At 42.8% G+C, this 16,238-nt stretch carries 13 protein-coding genes; 3 read left to right on the top strand and 10 right to left on the bottom strand.

Going from position 1 to position 16,238, the window contains the following annotated elements:
* Positions 1-52 precede the first annotated feature (52 nt).
* Together N6H06_RS12410 and N6H06_RS12405 are read right to left on the bottom strand one after the other, a co-directional pair.
* Positions 53-868, bottom strand: coding sequence for a cytochrome c oxidase assembly protein (locus tag N6H06_RS12410; RefSeq protein WP_062748431.1), 816 nt, complete (start codon positions 866-868; stop codon positions 53-55).
* Positions 865-1,335: a DUF2243 domain-containing protein gene (locus N6H06_RS12405; RefSeq protein ID WP_062748433.1), complete on the bottom strand. Its 471-nt coding sequence runs from the start codon at positions 1,333-1,335 to the stop codon at positions 865-867. Before N6H06_RS12405 ends, N6H06_RS12410 begins: the two co-directional genes overlap by 4 nt.
* A 200-nt stretch (positions 1,336-1,535) precedes the next feature.
* Here N6H06_RS12405 and N6H06_RS12400 point away from each other — a divergent pair, with 200 nt between their 5' ends.
* A complete protein-coding gene (locus N6H06_RS12400; protein WP_062748435.1) occupies positions 1,536-2,357 on the top strand; it encodes an MBL fold metallo-hydrolase in 822 nt (273 codons plus the stop codon).
* Between the two features lie 89 nt (positions 2,358-2,446).
* Here the strand turns inward: N6H06_RS12400 and N6H06_RS12395 are convergent, their stop codons facing one another.
* The 5 genes from N6H06_RS12395 to N6H06_RS12375 are packed head-to-tail and all read right to left on the bottom strand — an operon-like array spanning position 2,447 to position 7,372.
* A complete protein-coding gene (locus N6H06_RS12395) occupies positions 2,447-3,793 on the bottom strand; it encodes a GntP family permease (RefSeq protein WP_062748437.1) in 1,347 nt (448 codons plus the stop codon).
* 36 nt (positions 3,794-3,829) lie between these two features.
* Positions 3,830-4,978 (bottom strand): galactonate dehydratase, encoded by a 1,149-nt coding sequence (gene dgoD, locus N6H06_RS12390; protein ID WP_213029190.1) that lies wholly within the window; start codon positions 4,976-4,978, stop codon positions 3,830-3,832.
* On the bottom strand, positions 4,968-5,636 hold the full coding sequence (locus N6H06_RS12385) for a bifunctional 4-hydroxy-2-oxoglutarate aldolase/2-dehydro-3-deoxy-phosphogluconate aldolase (protein WP_062748441.1): 669 nt from the start codon (positions 5,634-5,636) through the stop codon (positions 4,968-4,970). Before N6H06_RS12385 ends, dgoD begins: the two co-directional genes overlap by 11 nt.
* Before the next feature lie 9 nt (positions 5,637-5,645).
* A complete protein-coding gene (locus N6H06_RS12380; RefSeq protein ID WP_263706888.1) occupies positions 5,646-6,593 on the bottom strand; it encodes a sugar kinase in 948 nt (315 codons plus the stop codon).
* 29 nt (positions 6,594-6,622) lie between these two features.
* Positions 6,623-7,372, bottom strand: coding sequence for an IclR family transcriptional regulator (locus N6H06_RS12375; RefSeq protein ID WP_062748445.1), 750 nt, complete (start codon positions 7,370-7,372; stop codon positions 6,623-6,625).
* A gap of 336 nt (positions 7,373-7,708) precedes the next feature.
* Between N6H06_RS12375 and N6H06_RS12370 the strand changes: the two genes are divergently transcribed.
* Entirely contained in the window at positions 7,709-8,317 is a 609-nt protein-coding gene (locus tag N6H06_RS12370) for a GDSL-type esterase/lipase family protein (RefSeq protein ID WP_062748451.1), read from the top strand.
* Positions 8,318-8,486: 169 nt separating this feature from the next.
* On the opposite strand, the gene N6H06_RS12365 is transcribed toward N6H06_RS12370, so the two are convergent.
* Entirely contained in the window at positions 8,487-10,973 is a 2,487-nt protein-coding gene (locus N6H06_RS12365; protein ID WP_263706885.1) for a glycoside hydrolase family 3 N-terminal domain-containing protein, read from the bottom strand.
* Positions 10,974-11,290: 317 nt separating this feature from the next.
* Here N6H06_RS12365 and N6H06_RS12360 point away from each other — a divergent pair, with 317 nt between their 5' ends.
* The gene (locus N6H06_RS12360; RefSeq protein WP_263706882.1) at positions 11,291-12,532 is read left to right on the top strand and encodes a helix-turn-helix domain-containing protein; all 1,242 of its coding nucleotides are present in this window, start codon (positions 11,291-11,293) and stop codon (positions 12,530-12,532) included.
* A gap of 84 nt (positions 12,533-12,616) precedes the next feature.
* Here the strand turns inward: N6H06_RS12360 and N6H06_RS12355 are convergent, their stop codons facing one another.
* Together N6H06_RS12355 and N6H06_RS12350 are read right to left on the bottom strand one after the other, a co-directional pair.
* Positions 12,617-14,134, bottom strand: a complete 1,518-nt coding sequence (locus N6H06_RS12355) for an MFS transporter (RefSeq protein ID WP_062748457.1) — start codon at positions 14,132-14,134, stop codon at positions 12,617-12,619.
* A 645-nt stretch (positions 14,135-14,779) separates the two neighbouring features.
* Positions 14,780-16,225, bottom strand: coding sequence for an MDR family MFS transporter (locus tag N6H06_RS12350; protein ID WP_263706880.1), 1,446 nt, complete (start codon positions 16,223-16,225; stop codon positions 14,780-14,782).
* Positions 16,226-16,238 lie beyond the last annotated feature (13 nt).

Raw genomic sequence — 16,238 nt, 5'->3', positions numbered from 1 at the left:
CCTAAAAGCGGTTGCGCTACCGTTTTCCGTTACAAACGTGGGCCATTTCTATTTATGTGCTCGCTCTACTGTTTTCTTGCAACAACAAAGAGGCGCGGGCGCTTCGGCGCGTTGCTTTGTACCATTGGAAACAAAAAATAAATAGAAGAAACAAGTCAATCGCGTCACCGCCATAATACATGAGCATCGCCCCTGTCTGTGCTTGTTCCGGAGCGACACCTACGGGCGGATTGGCGTAAATCCATTTCGATAAAATGCCGTGTCCGGCGAGCGCGATGACTAGTACAATCGCCCTGTACAAAAAAGGTTTGCGATGTGACACAGGGTCGATGTAGATCATGGAAATCGTGAACATATAGCCTGCCAAAAAAACGTGAATGTGGATCAGAAAGTAGAGAAACGGATGGGCATGCATGAATGCAAACAAGCCCGTTGTATAAAGAAGCCATAAAGCGCCAATGTTTAATAACGATGCTACAATGGGATCGGCAATCGCTTGCGGTATCTTGCTGCGTAATAATTGGCTAACGCCTTTTGCCATTGGCACAGGCAATGTTCGCACTAACAGCGTCACTGGCGCTGCCAATGCCATCAACAAAGGAGCAAGCATTCCTAACAACAAGTGTCCTACCATATGGAAAGCAAAATCAGTATGTGCCTTTTCCGCTATTGGCCCCGCCACCGCTAGATAGGCGGCGAAACAGCCGGCGATCCACATGAGCGTCCGGTAAAGAGGCCATGGCTTTACTGTCCTATAGGACAATAAAGCAGCAATAATATAGAGAACGAACGCACTGGCAAACGGCAATATAAGTAATAATTGGGCCAAAAACCATTCTAACTCGTTTGCCATACCTGGGTGGTTCATGGCTGCCGCCTTTGGCCTGTTCTGTACACAAGAACGGCACCGCAGATCACTAACAGAATGGCAATCGCATTCCAGACAATATCATAGATATACACATTTTCCACGTAGCGAATTTGGTGAATTTGCATCCACTTATGTTGAATCGTGCCATCATACAATTGGAAGGCCCCTGAGCCAAGTAGAATTCCGCCAAGCCATCTTTTGCCCCACCAACCGCGGCGGGATTTCAGATCGGCCAGCAAGAACATCCCGGAAACGCTCGCAAACCAGCCAAATGCATGAAAAAGTCCGTCTGAAATGATCCCTATCGTTCTAGTCGACTTGTCGTAAAAATGATGCCATTGCAGTAATTGATGGAACAAGACTTCATCTAAAAAAGCTGCTATACCGACGCCAACTAAAATGCCGGACCAAAGATTGCGTTTTAAGTACAAGTGCCTCAGTTCTTGCTTCATCGGCTTTGGCATTCTCACAACCTCCTTCTTCGTTCGCTATTACTAGTCTTTCCATCTAGCAATTCATTCAAACACATCGTATAAGAAAAGGTGAAAATCTCTCAGATCAGGCAGCAAAAGCCGGAACTTAATAGCCGGCCAATAGCGTTTTTAGAAGTCTCTTTGTGATAATATAGTGAATGACTATTCATCATAAAAGAGGTGGCGCAAGGATGCGTATGAAGAAAACGATGGAGCAACACTCTGTAAATGGCGTGTCCATGGCAAACGGGACCGTTTCATTTCGTTCGGTCACTTTAAATGTATATAGCTTTGCTATTGATGGGATGATCATTGACGCTGGTGCTTCCGCACTAAAAAAAGGCTTTCTCCCTTTCTGGAAACAACAGCCGATTGATGCTCTATATTGTACACATCTCCATGAGGACCATACAGGCTGCGCCCCTTGGTTTGAGCAGCAACTGCATGTTCCGATTTACTTGCACGAATCTTCTCTTGCCGCTGCAAGGAAGACTGGCGACTATCCTCTTTACCGAAAACTGTTTTGGGGCAAGCGCAAGCCGTTTCACCCAACTGCCATTCCAGCAACGTTCCAAACGAGGCACTCGAACTGGGTCAGCATTTTTACACCTGGACACGCCACTGACCACGTTGCCTTCCTAAACGAATCGACTGGGCAACTGTTTTCAGGCGACCTCTATGTGCAAACAAAAACAAAACTTATTATGGACAGTGAATCGGTTCCACAAATTATCGCCTCGCTCAATAAATTGTTGCAGTACGATTTCGAAGACGTTTTTTGCAGTCATGCTGGCTATTTGAAACAGGGCCGAAAAAAGCTGGCGCAAAAACGAGACTACTTAGAAGCATTAAGCAACCAAGTCCACACTCTTTACGAAAGCGGGCTACCAGTTAAGGAAATCCAAAAACGCCTTTTCCCCCGCACGTACCCTATTACCCGTTTTTCAAAAGGCGAATGGGATTCCGCTCACTTGATCAGGTCGGCCTTAGAACACGCCGTACGCAATCAATAGCCGCAAAAAGCAAGCAGCCTCTTTAAGTGAGGCTGCTTGCCCGTTACTTGTCCGCTTTTTTAGGCAGCTTAGCGATACACTGCCGTCTTTCAGGAAAAGAAAAAGCTGAGTGCGAACACAATGACAAAACCCGTCAAACCGATAATCGTCTCCATAACTGTCCACGATTTCAATGTATCTTTTTCTGACATACCTAGCAACTGGTTCACAAGCCAAAAACCTGAGTCGTTTACGTGGGAAAGGACAGTGGCGCCGCAAGCGATGGCAATCGCAATCAATGCGAGAGAAGGCTGCGAGAGCGCTGCCATATCTACAATAGGCGAAACCAGTCCCGCTGCCGTAATCATTGCAACAGTCGCTGATCCTTGAGCGACACGAACAAATGTAGCGATGAGAAAAGCCAGCAGCACAAGCGGAAAGCCAGAATTCGCCATTAAATTACCCATCGCTTCACCAACGCCGCTTTGAATCAAAATTTCTTTAAAAACGCCGCCTGCTCCTGTAATTAAAATAACAATGCCTGCTGGTTCCAATGCTTTCGTTGTAATCGTTTGCATATGTTCTTTAGAAACACCACGGCGCTTTCCAAGAAAGTACATCGCAAGCAATGTTGCAATGATTAAAGCGACAAACGGATGGCCGATAAACATAAGCGCTGTTTTTAAAGAGCCATCTTTCAACACTTGTCCTCCCGCTGTGTTTAATAAGATCAATGCAAGTGGGGACAAAATGATCAAGCAAATTAAGCCAAAGTGTGGCAATTGTTTGCCCGCCGCTTCTTGTTTAGCGGCTTCAGCAATATGATCAGGCACCGGGACATAGACTTTATTGCCGATATATCGGCCAAATATAGGACCAGCTACAATCATTGCTGGCAAGCCAGCAATGACGCCAAACAGCATCATCCAGCCTAAGTCGACGCCAAGAACAGAAGCGACCGCAATTGGCCCTGGCGTTGGCGGAATAAAACTGTGGGCAACGGCAAGCCCGGCAAGAAGTGGGATTGCATAATAGAGTACTGACCGGTTCGTACGCATCGCCAAACTATGAATGATCGGGATTAAAATGACGATCGCTACATCCAAAAAAACAGGAATCGCAACAAGGAAACCAGTCAATCCGAGCGCCCACACAGCACGCTTATCTCCAAATGTGTCCACTAATGTAAACGCTAGGCGTTCAGCGCCGCCTGAGATGCGGAGAATTTCGCCAAACATGGCGCCAAGGCCAACGACAACCGCTATAAACCCTAGCGTGCCACCCATCCCTTTTTCAATCGTCTCAAGGAGATTAAGCGGATCCATGCCAGTGAACAGGCCGATAAAAATACTTGCGAGCAATAACGCTATAAATGCTTGCATTTTTGAGCGCATAATCAAATAAAGCAAAATCGCGATTCCAATGATTGTGATGACGATCAACCAAGTTCCGGACATAATAACCTCCAAATTTCAGCTATGATGTTTAGCAGCTTACCATTCTGCAACGCTGTTGTCTTGATGCCTCCAGATAGGGTTTCGCCAATTGTGGCCTGTTTCACTCATCTTGCGGACATGATCCTCATTAATTTCAATGCCAAGCCCAGGTTTGTTCGGAATGTCGACATAGCCATCCTTATAGTGGAAGACGCTGCCATCAATGAGATAATCGAGAAGGTCAGACCCTTCATTGTAATGGATGCCTAAGCTTTGTTCTTGGATAAACGCATTGTGGCAAGTTGCATCCACTTGCAGGCAAGCCGCAAGGGCAATGGGTCCAAGTGGGCAATGGGGCGCTGCCGCCACATCAAACGCTTCAGCCATTGAGAGAATTTTTTTGCATTCAGTAATGCCGCCAGCATGGGACAAGTCTGGCTGGATAATATCGACATAGCCGTCAACAAGCACTTGTTTAAAATCCCATTTCGAAAACATCCGCTCTCCTGTTGCGATTGGAATAGCTGTGTTTCTGGCAATTTCCCGTAATGCCTCATTGTTTTCCGGCAGCACGGGCTCTTCAATAAACATCGGCTTAAATGGTTCTAACTCTTTGGCAAGAATCTTGGCCATTGGCTTATGGACGCGTCCATGAAAATCGACACCTATCCCGATATACGGGCCAACAGCTTCGCGAATCGCAGCCACATTGGCAAGGACGCGGTCAATTTTTTCAAAGGAATCTATATATTGCATTTCATCGGTTGCATTCATTTTCACAGCAGTAAAACCTTTGTCAACTACTTGTTTCGCTGCAGCTCCAACTTCATTAGGACGATCTCCGCCAATCCATGAGTATACTCTTATCTTCTCTCGTGCTTTGCCGCCAAGCAACTGGTGAACAGGCACATTATGGTACTTCCCTAAAATATCCCACAATGCTTGGTCAATACCGGAAATAGCGCTCATTAATATTGGCCCACCACGATAAAAACCGCCGCGGTACAGAACATTCCAATGGTCTTCAATTTGAAAAGGATCTTTGCCAATCAGGTATTCCATCAGCTCATGCACAGCGGCCTCTACAGTAGCAGCACGCCCCTCAACTACAGGTTCGCCCCAACCAGTCATTCCTTCGTCCGTCTCTATTTTCAAAAACAGCCACCGTGGCTGGACTTTGAATAGTTCATAGCTTTTAATTTTCAATATTTGTTCTCCCCTCTTTCTGATCTTTCATTGCTTGCTCAAGTGCCGCTACATAGTTTTTCGCTTTTTCCGTAAGCTCGCGAAGATAGGCAGGCGTCACTTCGGCCTTGCCGTCTACTAAAGAACTGCCAATGCCAAATCCGACAGCTCCTGCTTGTTTAAAAGCACCAATGTTCTGGTCATTGACTCCGCCTGTTGGCAAAAGCGGAATATGGGACAACGGTCCGCGAATGTCCTTGATGTAACCGGGGCCCGCGCTTGCCGGAAAAACTTTGACAATATCGGCTCCAAGCTCGTAAGCGCTTAAAATTTCTGTCGGCGTAAAGGCACCTGGTATGCTGACTTTGCCATAGCGTTTCGTCATTTCAATCGTTGCCGCTTTTACAGTCGGGGAAAGGATAAAATCAGCCCCCGCTTGGATCGCTGAAAATGCCGCTTCCGGATCTAAGACCGTTCCAGCGCCAATTTTCATTTCGCGGCCCAGTTCCCTTGACAACATACGAAGCGATTCGAATGCGTCAGGGGAATTAAGGGCGACTTCAACTAAGCGAATGCCTCCCTCCTTAAGAGCGCTTCCAATTTTCACTGCGTCCTCTGGCGGCACACCACGGATAATCGCAATCAGTTGGTGCTTATAAATGGCTTGTAACGTTTCCATATTTTCCTCCTAACGATTCACGTCTTCTCCATCTTGTTGGAAAGCATGCAATGTTTGCCGAGAGGGCAATCCTTCAATATCGCCGTGCACTTGGGTAACAAAAGCGCCTATCGCACAACCGCGCCCGACTGCCTCTTCAATCGCGAGCCCATCTAGCAAACCAGATAAAACGCCTGCGGCAAATCCGTCGCCAGCGCCAATTGGGTCAACGACTTCCTTTACTGGGAATGGAGCAATATAGCCTACCTGTTTTGCACTCTTGTAATAAGCGCCTTTTTCGCCTAGTTTAACGACTGCAAGGCGAGCACCAAGATGTAAACAGCGATCGGCAATTTCCTCGCTATTGTTTGTGCCGAATAAGTACTGGCCTTCCCCAGAGCCTGGCAAAACGATATCAGCCATGCCAATCAGACGCTCCAACAAACGCTTCTGTTTCTCTTCTGTCAGCAATTTTTTCCGTATATTTGGGTCAAACACGATTTTGACATGATGCTTCTTGGCCATTTCTATTAATACGAATGTTGTCTGCTCGCATGATTTGCTCAATAATGGCGTAATCCCTGTTATATAAAGAAACTTCGCTTTCTTAACGTAGTCCTCATCAATATCAGCAGGCTCTAGACGGCTCGCTGCAGAACCCTTTCGGTAGTAAAGGATATTTGCCGTCTTCGCAGTCGTTTGTTCTTTCAAAAAAAGTCCCGTTGGAGCCTGTTCATCCATGGCTACATACGTTGTATCGACGCCTTCGCCACGGACAGATTGGATGATTTTCGCTCCTAACTCGTCTGCGCCGACTCGACTAATCCAGCCTGTTTTATGACCAAGTTTCGCTAATCCGATCAACGTGTTCGTCTCTGCGCCGGCCACACGCGCTGAAAAATTAGAAGCGTATCGAAGCTGTCCGTCCTCTTTAGGAGCAAACAACACCATTGTTTCTCCTATGCTTACTACATCCATTCAAACACCTCTTCATGTACTGGCTTCCTTTAAAAAGCGTATCCGAGCTTTTGTGAAATTCCGTTTGCTGTGTCGATCACGTTTTTCACGATCTGGCTTTTTTGCCTTTGCATCCGCTCTTTTGGGCCTGCTACGCTAATCGCCGCTTGCATTACTTTTGATGCGTCAAATATGGGCGCCGCCACGCAGTACAGCCCTTCCTCATTTTCTTCATCATCAATCGCATAACCTAGCTGTTCATATTCTTGCAAACGCGCCAGCAGCGTCTCTTTATCGGTGATTGTGTGTGGGGTGATCGGCTTAAGCGATACATGTTCTAAATAATCGACACGTTGCTCCTCCGGCATGAATGTCAAAAAAGCCTTGCCAAGCCCCGTGCAATAAAGAGGCTTTCGGCCGCCTAAATACGCTGACGTCCGAATCGAGCGATTGCTGTCGATTTTCGCCACGTATACAAGTTCCTGGTTGGCAAGTAGCGCCATAAACACCGTCTCCTCTACTGCTGCAGCTAATCGTTGCAGCGATTCGGCGCTTAACGAAGCAAGATCAAGTGATTCACGAGCGGCATTACCAATCGGAATCAGTTTTGGACCAAGAGCAAACTTTTTGGCTTGGTTTACAGAAAGATAATTTTCGCAATAAAGCGTATTTACTAAAGCAGACGTGCTACTTTGCGGCAACCCAAGGGTTTCGCTAATTTCTTTAATACTTAGCCCATTGACATGGGTGCTTAACAATTCAAAAATACGCAAAACCCTTTCCGCTGATTTTACCGACAATCTATATCCGCCTCCTAAAATCACATATGTGATCCAAGATCTCTTATGTGATTTAAAGTTACTCTAACATAACTAATTGGTTTTTTGCAACAAAAATGTTAAAGCGGTTTCAACGCGTTCGCTGTTTAGCTCGTTTCTGTCATTCACCATTCACCTTATGTGTATTTCTTGAACGGCAGCCTAAAAGGGAAACGACAGATTTGGAGCGATTTCCCTCTTCCCATTTGAAATGAACATGCTGTTTTTCCACCTGATATCACGCAATAAATCTGGCAATGATGCGCGCCGTTCCACCTTTTTTCACTGTCCATACACTAAAAAAAAAGGAGGGAAGCCATGTATGTATATGTCGCAATTGGAGATTCGCTTGTAACAGGGGTTGGCTCAACCAACGGATTTGTCGTACCTTATCGGAACATGGCAAGCCGCCGATTAGGACAGCCGATCCAACTAATTAAACTGGCTAGAAACGGGCTAACCTGTGAACAGATCTCCAGTTTGACTTTTAGGCATTCTAAAAAAATCGAACGTGCCAATATCATAACGATTACAGCTGGAGGGAACAATTTTTTAACCGCCTTACGGCAAACGAGTAGAACAGGCTCGGTCGATCATCTCCCTAAAATTGCAGCTGGCGTTTACGCCTGTTTACATCACCTTATCCGCCAGATCACTTACGTAAAACAACATGATCGCAAACCATACATCGTCCGTGTGTTTACCCTTTACAATCCGCTATCAAAAATTCCAGTTATTCAGTCGCATCTCTTTCGTTTTAATCAGCGCTTATATACGTTGGAACGCTATCCACATGTGCGCATCGTTGACATTAGCTTTCTTTCAGACGGAGTTCATTATCTGGCAAAAGATGGGATCCATCCAAATAACCGTGGCTATGAGAGGATAGCTGAGGCTGTTTATCAGACAGGGTTCTATCCTTTGTAGAGAACCACTCTGTTTACATGAAAAAAGCCAGCTAACTAGAAAAGATAGCTGGCATTGCAGATTTAAGCCGAAAAAGCCCATCCCATGCATAGGACAGGGGTTGTCTTCAGACAACAGATTCACCGCCAGTGGACTCCCACTTGGCGGCTTTTATTTCGATCCTGCAGACTTAAATCCTTTCTTTTATTTGTACGTTTGATTTTATCTTTACATTTGAAGAAAACACTTTTCGATCAATGATTAACTCTTCTCCCACTACATTAAAGGAGTCATTTAAACGGATGTCCTCCGATGAAGCAGCAATATATACTTCCATTTTTCCAGGCTCCACTATTTGTTTCAAATCATTGTTATGAAAAGCCAACTGTCTCATATCAACGGTAAATGTAATTTCTTTTGATTCATGAATATTTAGGTTAACCTTGGCGAATCCTACAAGCTGTTTAGTAGGTCGTGCAATCCTACTAAAGCAGTCTCGTATGTAGAGTTGTACAACTTCGTCCCCCTGATAAGGACCCACATTTTTTACGTTGAACGTAACTTGAAGCTGCCCGTCCGTCGCTACTTCTTCATTTAGTGACAGGTCGCTGTACTCAAAAAATGTATAACTTAATCCATGTCCCAAAGGATACAAAGGCTTATTTTTATCATGGTCAATGTACTCTGCCCACTCGTCAATCTCTATATAAAAAGGAGATCTGCTAGCGTACATTGGAATTTGTCCTTTATCCTTAACGATTGTAACTGGCAGCTTGCCACTTGGATTGGTTTTGCCTGTTAACACATTAACAATAGCTTGCGCCCCCGCCTGCGCAGGCAACCAAGCGTACAGCACTGCCTTGCTTCTTTCGTTAATTGATGGGTTTGATAAAGGCCTTCCATCCACTATAACGGAAATGACTGGTTTATCAAGTTGAAAGACCTCTTCCATCATCTCTAACTGTGGTTTTTCAACATCGATATGAATGTTATCCTTGTTCTCTCCCGCCGTTGCGTCAGGGGCTCTCATACTTTCTCTTCCGCCAAGAATCGCGATAACCACGTCAGCTTGTTGCACCGCTTTCTTAACCTTGTCAATGCCGCCTTCAATAGGCCTATTGATTTCGCAGCCTTTTTCATAAATGATGTTCTCTTGCCCACATTCCTCTTCCAGTATCTCTTTAACCGTTCTGCAATTAGGATAAAAGAGCTGGCTAAATTCATCCATGTTTTTGTAAACCTTATTGGATGTCGATCTTCTTTTCTTGAGCATTGCAATAATCATTTCCTTCTGTTCTGGAGAAGGACGCTCATCAAAAACAATTCCCTGTGATTTTAGCATACCTCGATGTTCCGTAATGACGGTGTCATACGCCATTTTAATGAAATTGTCATCTTCAGAACGATCAAAGTCACTGGTTGTTGTATCTGCTGTTCCTACTGCCGAATAGCCCCCAAAGAAATTCACACTATTATTAGCAGACGGCCCTATGACCGCTATTTTTAGACCTTTCTTTAATGGCAAAGTTGCCTCATCATTTTTGACAAGCACGATCGACTTCTCAGCAATTTCCTGTGATAGTGCTTGATATTCTTTCTTCTTAATCTCTTCGTGAAAGTCACCTGTTTTAAATGGGCGCTCAAACAACCCTAAAGTGAATTTAGTCTCTAACACCCTGCGAACAGCTCGGTCAATATATTCTATGTCCAGTTCTCCTGACTCTACTGCTTCTTCAAGGTACTGATAACAGATATGATTCGGTTGCTCTACATCCATTCCAGCTTGAAGCGCCATGACCGCCGTTTCTTTTCGGCTCTCTGCAACGCGGTAACGTGAATGAGCGTGACTAACACTGCCATAATCTGCTACAACTAAACCTGAGAATCCAAGCTTATTTCGTAAAATGTCGGTTAATAACCATTTGGACGTAGACACCGCCTGCTCATTCAAGATTCCATAGCTATTCATTATTCCCATTACGTCTGCTTCATGGATAGCAGCCTCAAAAGGAAAACAGTACGTATCAAGCAGCTTTCTTTCTCCTATTTGCTGCTCTCCCCCGTTTCTGCCTCCTTCAGCATTTCCGTATCCAACAAAATGTTTGGCCGTGGCCATCATTTCTTTGTTTCCTTGTACCCCTTTGACAAATGCTGTTCCCATTTGAGCAACGAGATAAGGATCTTCGCCGTACGTTTCGCCAATCCTTCCCCACCTCGGATCACGGCCCAAGTCAAAAAGAGGCGAATGAACCGTATTGATGCCAAAAGCGAGTAGTTGTTTCTTGACTACTTCTCCCATTTTTTTCGCTAATGCCGGCTCCCACGTGGATGCTACACTCATCGATTGAGGAAATGTGGTGGCGCCCGGTATTTGTGCGCCGGCTATGCCTTCATTATGAATAAGCACAGGGATTCCTAATCGTGTTTCATTGACAAAAAAAGATTGCAATTTTTCTAATGTTTCCATATCCTTCTTATGATCTCCTGTTTGAGAACTGTTTAAGAAGCTTAGCGTGCCCACCCCATGCTGATAATTCTCGCTCACATGGTGGATCGGATCGCCTTGCCCGTGATTGACTAGGCCAAATAGTTGGGCTACCTTTTCCTTTAGTGTCATTCTTCCTAATAGATCTTCTACTCTTTCTGCTACGCTTTTGCTTGGATCTTTGTAAAGCATGATTAAACCTCCAAGATTTAGAAATGTAATAGATTTTAAGACAATGGAACTTACTTACAAAGTCTAACTGTCCACTTCATTCTTCTTTTTAATTTCGCAACCGTTTTATTTTCAATTTCGATCATATGTAATTAATCCTTTAGAAAACGAAAATCTTTTTAATGCGTTTTCATAAAAGCTTATTAAAAGAACGATTACGCTTATAACTTATAGCATTATGATAACACTTCATGTTTTTTCTTTATGGAAACCTCGTTCTTTTTTTAGTAATATGGAAGTAATTATTTGTTATCAGGTACAATAAGGAGTAGGTGGTCTTGAACTCACAATCTCAGATTATCAAGAGTAAATGCGAACTGATTACAAGCACCTTTGACTTGGCTACTTTTTTTGTTCCGAATGAAGCTGACATGTCTTATAAATATTTGCATAATCGAATATTAAATCCGTTATATAACAATGAAAAAAAGAGCTCATTAAATATCTTACAGTTTGACTCCAGTAAATCCTATTCTGCACCTATCATTAGAAAAACAGCTTTTTTCGAAAAATTTATTACTATTAGTGTAATGGACAACGACCAATTTCTCGGCAACCTCATTATTGGACCGTCCATTACAAATACGATTACAGATGAGAACATTAATGGACTAATAAACGATGCACGAGCTTTTTTTAAGCGAGAAGAAATCTTCAATTATTACAATTCCGTCCCTGCCTTCCCCTTAGATAAGCTCATAAGTATAAGTGTGATGATCAACTACCTATTAAATGGAGTATTGATTGCCACAGACACTGTTTTAATTAACCATAAAGAAGTGATCACACCGGCTAAAAACAACGCACAATTGCTGATAGATGATTTCAGAAACGCCAATCCCCAACCTTTTCAGGATCGTTTATTTGAGAAACAAATTCTCTCTATTGTAAAAGAAGGAAGAGTCGACGCTTTAGAAAACTCCGTTTTTGTAAAAGAGGAGGGGAATGCAAGCGCTTTCTCAAAGACGAGCTATCTTCGCTCTTTAAAGACACATATTGTGGCGTTGATTACACTTGTTGCCAGAGCTGCTATTGACGGTGGATTAAATGCTCAAATTGCTTTCCAGTTAAATGAACGTTACATACAACAATTGGATCGAATAAATAATGTTGATGAAGTCAAAAAAATGACAAAGGAAATGCTATTCACCTTTACAACCGAAGTAAAGCAAGTACAACATGAAAGATATTCAAAAACAATTAGTATGTGCATAGACTATGTTGTACGCCATTTGTACACAGAAATCGCTCATGAAGACATTGCCGAGTATGTTCATTTAAGCCCGAAGTACTTATCCGTATTATTCAAAAAAGAGGTTGGCATGTCACTAACGGATTACATCCGGCTTAAGCGAATTGAAGAAGCTAAAAAGCTGCTTCAACATAGTCAAACGCCTATCCCAGAAATATGCTCCTCTTTAAACTTCTATGATCAAAGCTACTTTACAAAAGTATTTAAGAAGCTAGTTGGTGTAACGCCAAAACAATATCGGGAAAAACACCACCTTCAAAAAGAGTAAAATAGAGTAACGTCAAGAAAAGGGTCTAAACGTCTCGAAATGAACGATTGGACCCTTTCACTCTGGATTTCTGCCTAGTATCTATTATTTTGCAATTACATTCAGATCGCCAGAATGACCGTTTCTTCGTTCCTCTAACACTTCCTGAATCTCAGTCATCCGCTCTTTATCAAGTTCGTAAAATTTCATGGCAATGAGCGATAGACCCCACGAAATAATTAATATCCCAAAGTTAAGGAACATTGCCATCCAAAATAGGCTTTCAGAATAAGGTGTGTCCACATCTGGAAAAGCGGTTTTAAACCCAATAAATGCAAGTAATAAACCTACTACGGTTTGTTGTAACGAAGAAACCGTCTTATCAATAAATATATAGAGGGAGGATACCAATCCTGGTGCATAACGATTCGTTTTATACGTATTGTAATCAACTATATCGGCTAGCATTGGCTGCACAAACGAAGAGCTCATAAAGCGAACAGCTCCACTAACAATAAACAAGAATATGAAAGCAATCGTCATGAATCCCATATTATCCATTCGAATTTGTGTCGGATCGCCTATCCATAGTAATAGGAATAATAGACTATAACCAATGATACAAGCCCATGTTGAGAGAACATACCCTTTTTTGGAACCAAATCTCATAGCGTAACGAATTCCAAAAAACAGAACCAATAGATTAGGAAGCGTAGCCATTGATTGTGTTACACCTAACATCGCATAATTTCCAATCACAATCCCAAACAGCATGACATTTACAACCGCATTACCAGAAACTTGCAAACTTAATTTATCTGTAGCCATCGTTAGGACAAATAATTGTAAGGGGCGGTTACCTTTTAACATCGGCCACAGATCTTTAACCTTAACCTGTGCTGTATTTTTTCCAACTCCAAAATTTTCAGTACGGTCCTTCGAGCGAATAGCTATTATTGCAAGCCCATAACCAACCGCCGCAACAATAAGAGTGAAAATTGTCATTTCATGGAATAATTCTACATCGCTATAAGTGTATTTTCCTGTTAAATACATTGTCAAAAATACCGTTGCAACAGCATAAAAAAGCATCGTATAAATCGTGCTAAACCCGCCGACAGCAGGGCGTTGTTGTGGGTCATTTGTTAAAATGTTATTTCCAATATTACCTGCAATTCCAGAGAACGTATACCCAATAATGAATATGACATATAAAAGGATAAAGTAAACGAGTTTGAATCCATCAGCTATTAAATGATTTGTGTAAAACAGGAGTACAGTTGATAGGCCCATTGTTAAGTAGGAAAGAGCAAATAAAATTCTCACTTTACCAAATTTACCCTTTGTTTTGTCAACAATTAAAGCAATGAGCGGATCGGTAATTCCATCAAAAATGCGTGAACCCGTAATGACGTAGGAAGCAACAACGGTTCCCAGTCCTACAATCCCTGCTGCATAGTAGGATACTAGTGTCATTAGAAACATAAAACCATTATGTCCAATACTTTGTAAAGGATATACGGCTAACTGCCAACTTTTCGCACGTCGGAACTTCTTCTCTCTTTCCGCCTTTTCCAATGCTCTTTGTTCTTTTTTCATCCTTCTCGCTTCTTTTTTATCCATATTTCCTTCTCCTTTAAAATTGATTTTAACGTAATGCGCCTCCTTTTGGTAAACGCTTTCATAAAACGCTTACAAGTAACCCCATGTCGATAGGGGCCTACAACTCCTCTCCATTCCGTTTAACACTGTGGCAATGGCCCTTCATTCATAAGAAAGTAGTACATAAATGTTCAGTTGCTATGGAGTAGCATACCAACGCTCTAACGTATTGTATGGTGTCTTCGTTCGTTTTTTGGTGTAATTAGACGATATACAAAAGAAAAAAATGATCAATGTGGCTCTACACAGACCCTACTTTTTTGTTACTTCATACTCTTCCATTTACTATTCGTTTTCTCATCCAACCGCCCCTTAGATTTACATTTTGTAACTTTATTATCCAACGGCTGCTAAGTCCGTTATAGTAATGAAGTCATTTTTTTAGTAGGTTTTGCTCAAATAACGACCAATTCACAGTAAAAAAGCCCAACCGCCCCTATATTGGAGAAGTTAGGCTTTATCGTTGCTTCAAACAATAGTTTGATACAGATTGTCTTTCCCTGTTACTCGTTTAACCAGATGGAAGAACATATCGCCCACTTCTCTCCCGCTTCATCCAATCCTGGCCATTTGCAGTACAAACGAATTTCTTTGAAGGGAAAACGGTTAACCTTGTCGTGATCCATGTTCTTCTTGTTTAGCCGGCTTTAAAAACATGGCTAAAGCCAAGGCACCAGCCGAAAAGAAGATAGCAGTAAAAAACGCGTCATTGATTCCTGCCAACATCGCTTGATCCATCACCTGCTCATTTACGTTCGATGCTTCTTTTAAATACTTGGCATGATATTCGGTGCGAATTGACATGATGGTGACTAAAAGAGCGGTGCCAGTCGCTCCAGAGACTTGCTGCATCGTATTATTCATCGCTGTACCGTGTGGATATAACGGTTTAGGCAACTGGTTAAACCCAGTAGTCGATACAGGCATCATCACCATTGAAATGCCTAACATCCTAATGGCATTGAGGAAGATAAGGTGACTATACGTTGTCTCAAACGTTAGTTGGCTAAAATAGTAGCTTGTGATTGTAATGATAGACAAGCCTATGAGAGCCAGAACCCTTCCACCAAATTTATCAAATAATCTCCCGACAATCGGAGAAGATACAGCTAAAATAATCGCTCCTGGTATCATCATTAACCCGGCATTTAAAGAGGGAATACCTCTAAGATCAATAAAATAGATAGGAATCATAATCATCGATGAGAACAATGTCATCGCTACAATCATAGAAATCGTGATCGACAATGAATACATTGGATATTTAAAAATAGCAAAGTTCAACATTGGCGTTTTTTGTTTTTGTTGTCTTAAAATAAAGAGTGTCAATGAGAGGGCGCCAACGAGAATCATTCCGTATACAGTTGGATGGCTCCACCCACTGTTGCCAGCAGAACTAAATCCGTATAAAATTCCGCCAAAACCAATACTAGAAAAGATTAATGACAAAACGTCCAGTCGCGTGTCCTTTTTTTCTTTTTTGTCCTTTATTATGAAAAAACCAGCCAATAGGATCAGGATGGCCACAGGTGCAATCATGAAGAATAGCATTCTCCAATCAAAGTACTGTACCATCCAGCCTGACAGTAATGGCCCAATCGCAGGCGCCCCCATCATGACGAAGCCAGTAACTCCCATAGCCGTTCCTCGCTTTTCGATTGGAAAGCTTACAAGCATGACATTCGTTAAAAGTGGGGACATAACTGCCGCCCCAGAGGCTTGAATCATTCTGCCAACCAATAGAACAGAAAAAAGTTGAGCTGTTCCTGCTACAAGCGTGCCCGTAATAAATAAACCAATGGCAACTAAAAACAAACGCCTGATAGAATATTTTTGAATCAAATAAGCAGTAACAGGAATAAGAATCCCATTCACCAGCATATAGCCTGTTGTCAGCCATTGTGCTGTGGCCGCATTCACATGGAAATCCTCCATGATGGCGGGAATGGCAATGCCTAGTAGTGTATTATTTAACAAAGCAATAAAAGCTCCTACCAATAACACCGCTATCATTTTATATGGTGGACGTCCTGTTATCATTGATTGACTCATGAATCCACCTCCT

Source organism: Shouchella tritolerans (assembly GCF_025770735.1).
Classification (GTDB): domain Bacteria; phylum Bacillota; class Bacilli; order Bacillales; family Bacillaceae_D; genus Shouchella; species Shouchella tritolerans.
The sequence above is the reverse complement of the archived record's forward strand: the minus strand, read 5'-3'. Positions and strand labels throughout refer to the sequence as shown.

What these genes read in the sequence shown, in the direction of transcription:
- N6H06_RS12410 (WP_062748431.1), bottom strand. Translation starts at nt 868, where the DNA reads ATGAACCACCCAGGTATGGCAAACGAGTTAGAATGGTTTTTGGCCCAA.
- N6H06_RS12405 (WP_062748433.1), bottom strand. Translation starts at nt 1,335, where the DNA reads ATGCCAAAGCCGATGAAGCAAGAACTGAGGCACTTGTACTTAAAACGC.
- N6H06_RS12400 (WP_062748435.1), top strand. Translation starts at nt 1,536, where the DNA reads ATGCGTATGAAGAAAACGATGGAGCAACACTCTGTAAATGGCGTGTCC.
- N6H06_RS12395 (WP_062748437.1), bottom strand. Translation starts at nt 3,793, where the DNA reads ATGTCCGGAACTTGGTTGATCGTCATCACAATCATTGGAATCGCGATT.
- N6H06_RS12385 (WP_062748441.1), bottom strand. Translation starts at nt 5,636, where the DNA reads ATGGAAACGTTACAAGCCATTTATAAGCACCAACTGATTGCGATTATC.
- N6H06_RS12380 (WP_263706888.1), bottom strand. Translation starts at nt 6,593, where the DNA reads ATGGATGTAGTAAGCATAGGAGAAACAATGGTGTTGTTTGCTCCTAAA.
- N6H06_RS12370 (WP_062748451.1), top strand. Translation starts at nt 7,709, where the DNA reads ATGTATGTATATGTCGCAATTGGAGATTCGCTTGTAACAGGGGTTGGC.
- N6H06_RS12365 (WP_263706885.1), bottom strand. Translation starts at nt 10,973, where the DNA reads ATGCTTTACAAAGATCCAAGCAAAAGCGTAGCAGAAAGAGTAGAAGAT.
- N6H06_RS12355 (WP_062748457.1), bottom strand. Translation starts at nt 14,134, where the DNA reads ATGGATAAAAAAGAAGCGAGAAGGATGAAAAAAGAACAAAGAGCATTG.
- N6H06_RS12350 (WP_263706880.1), bottom strand. Translation starts at nt 16,225, where the DNA reads ATGAGTCAATCAATGATAACAGGACGTCCACCATATAAAATGATAGCG.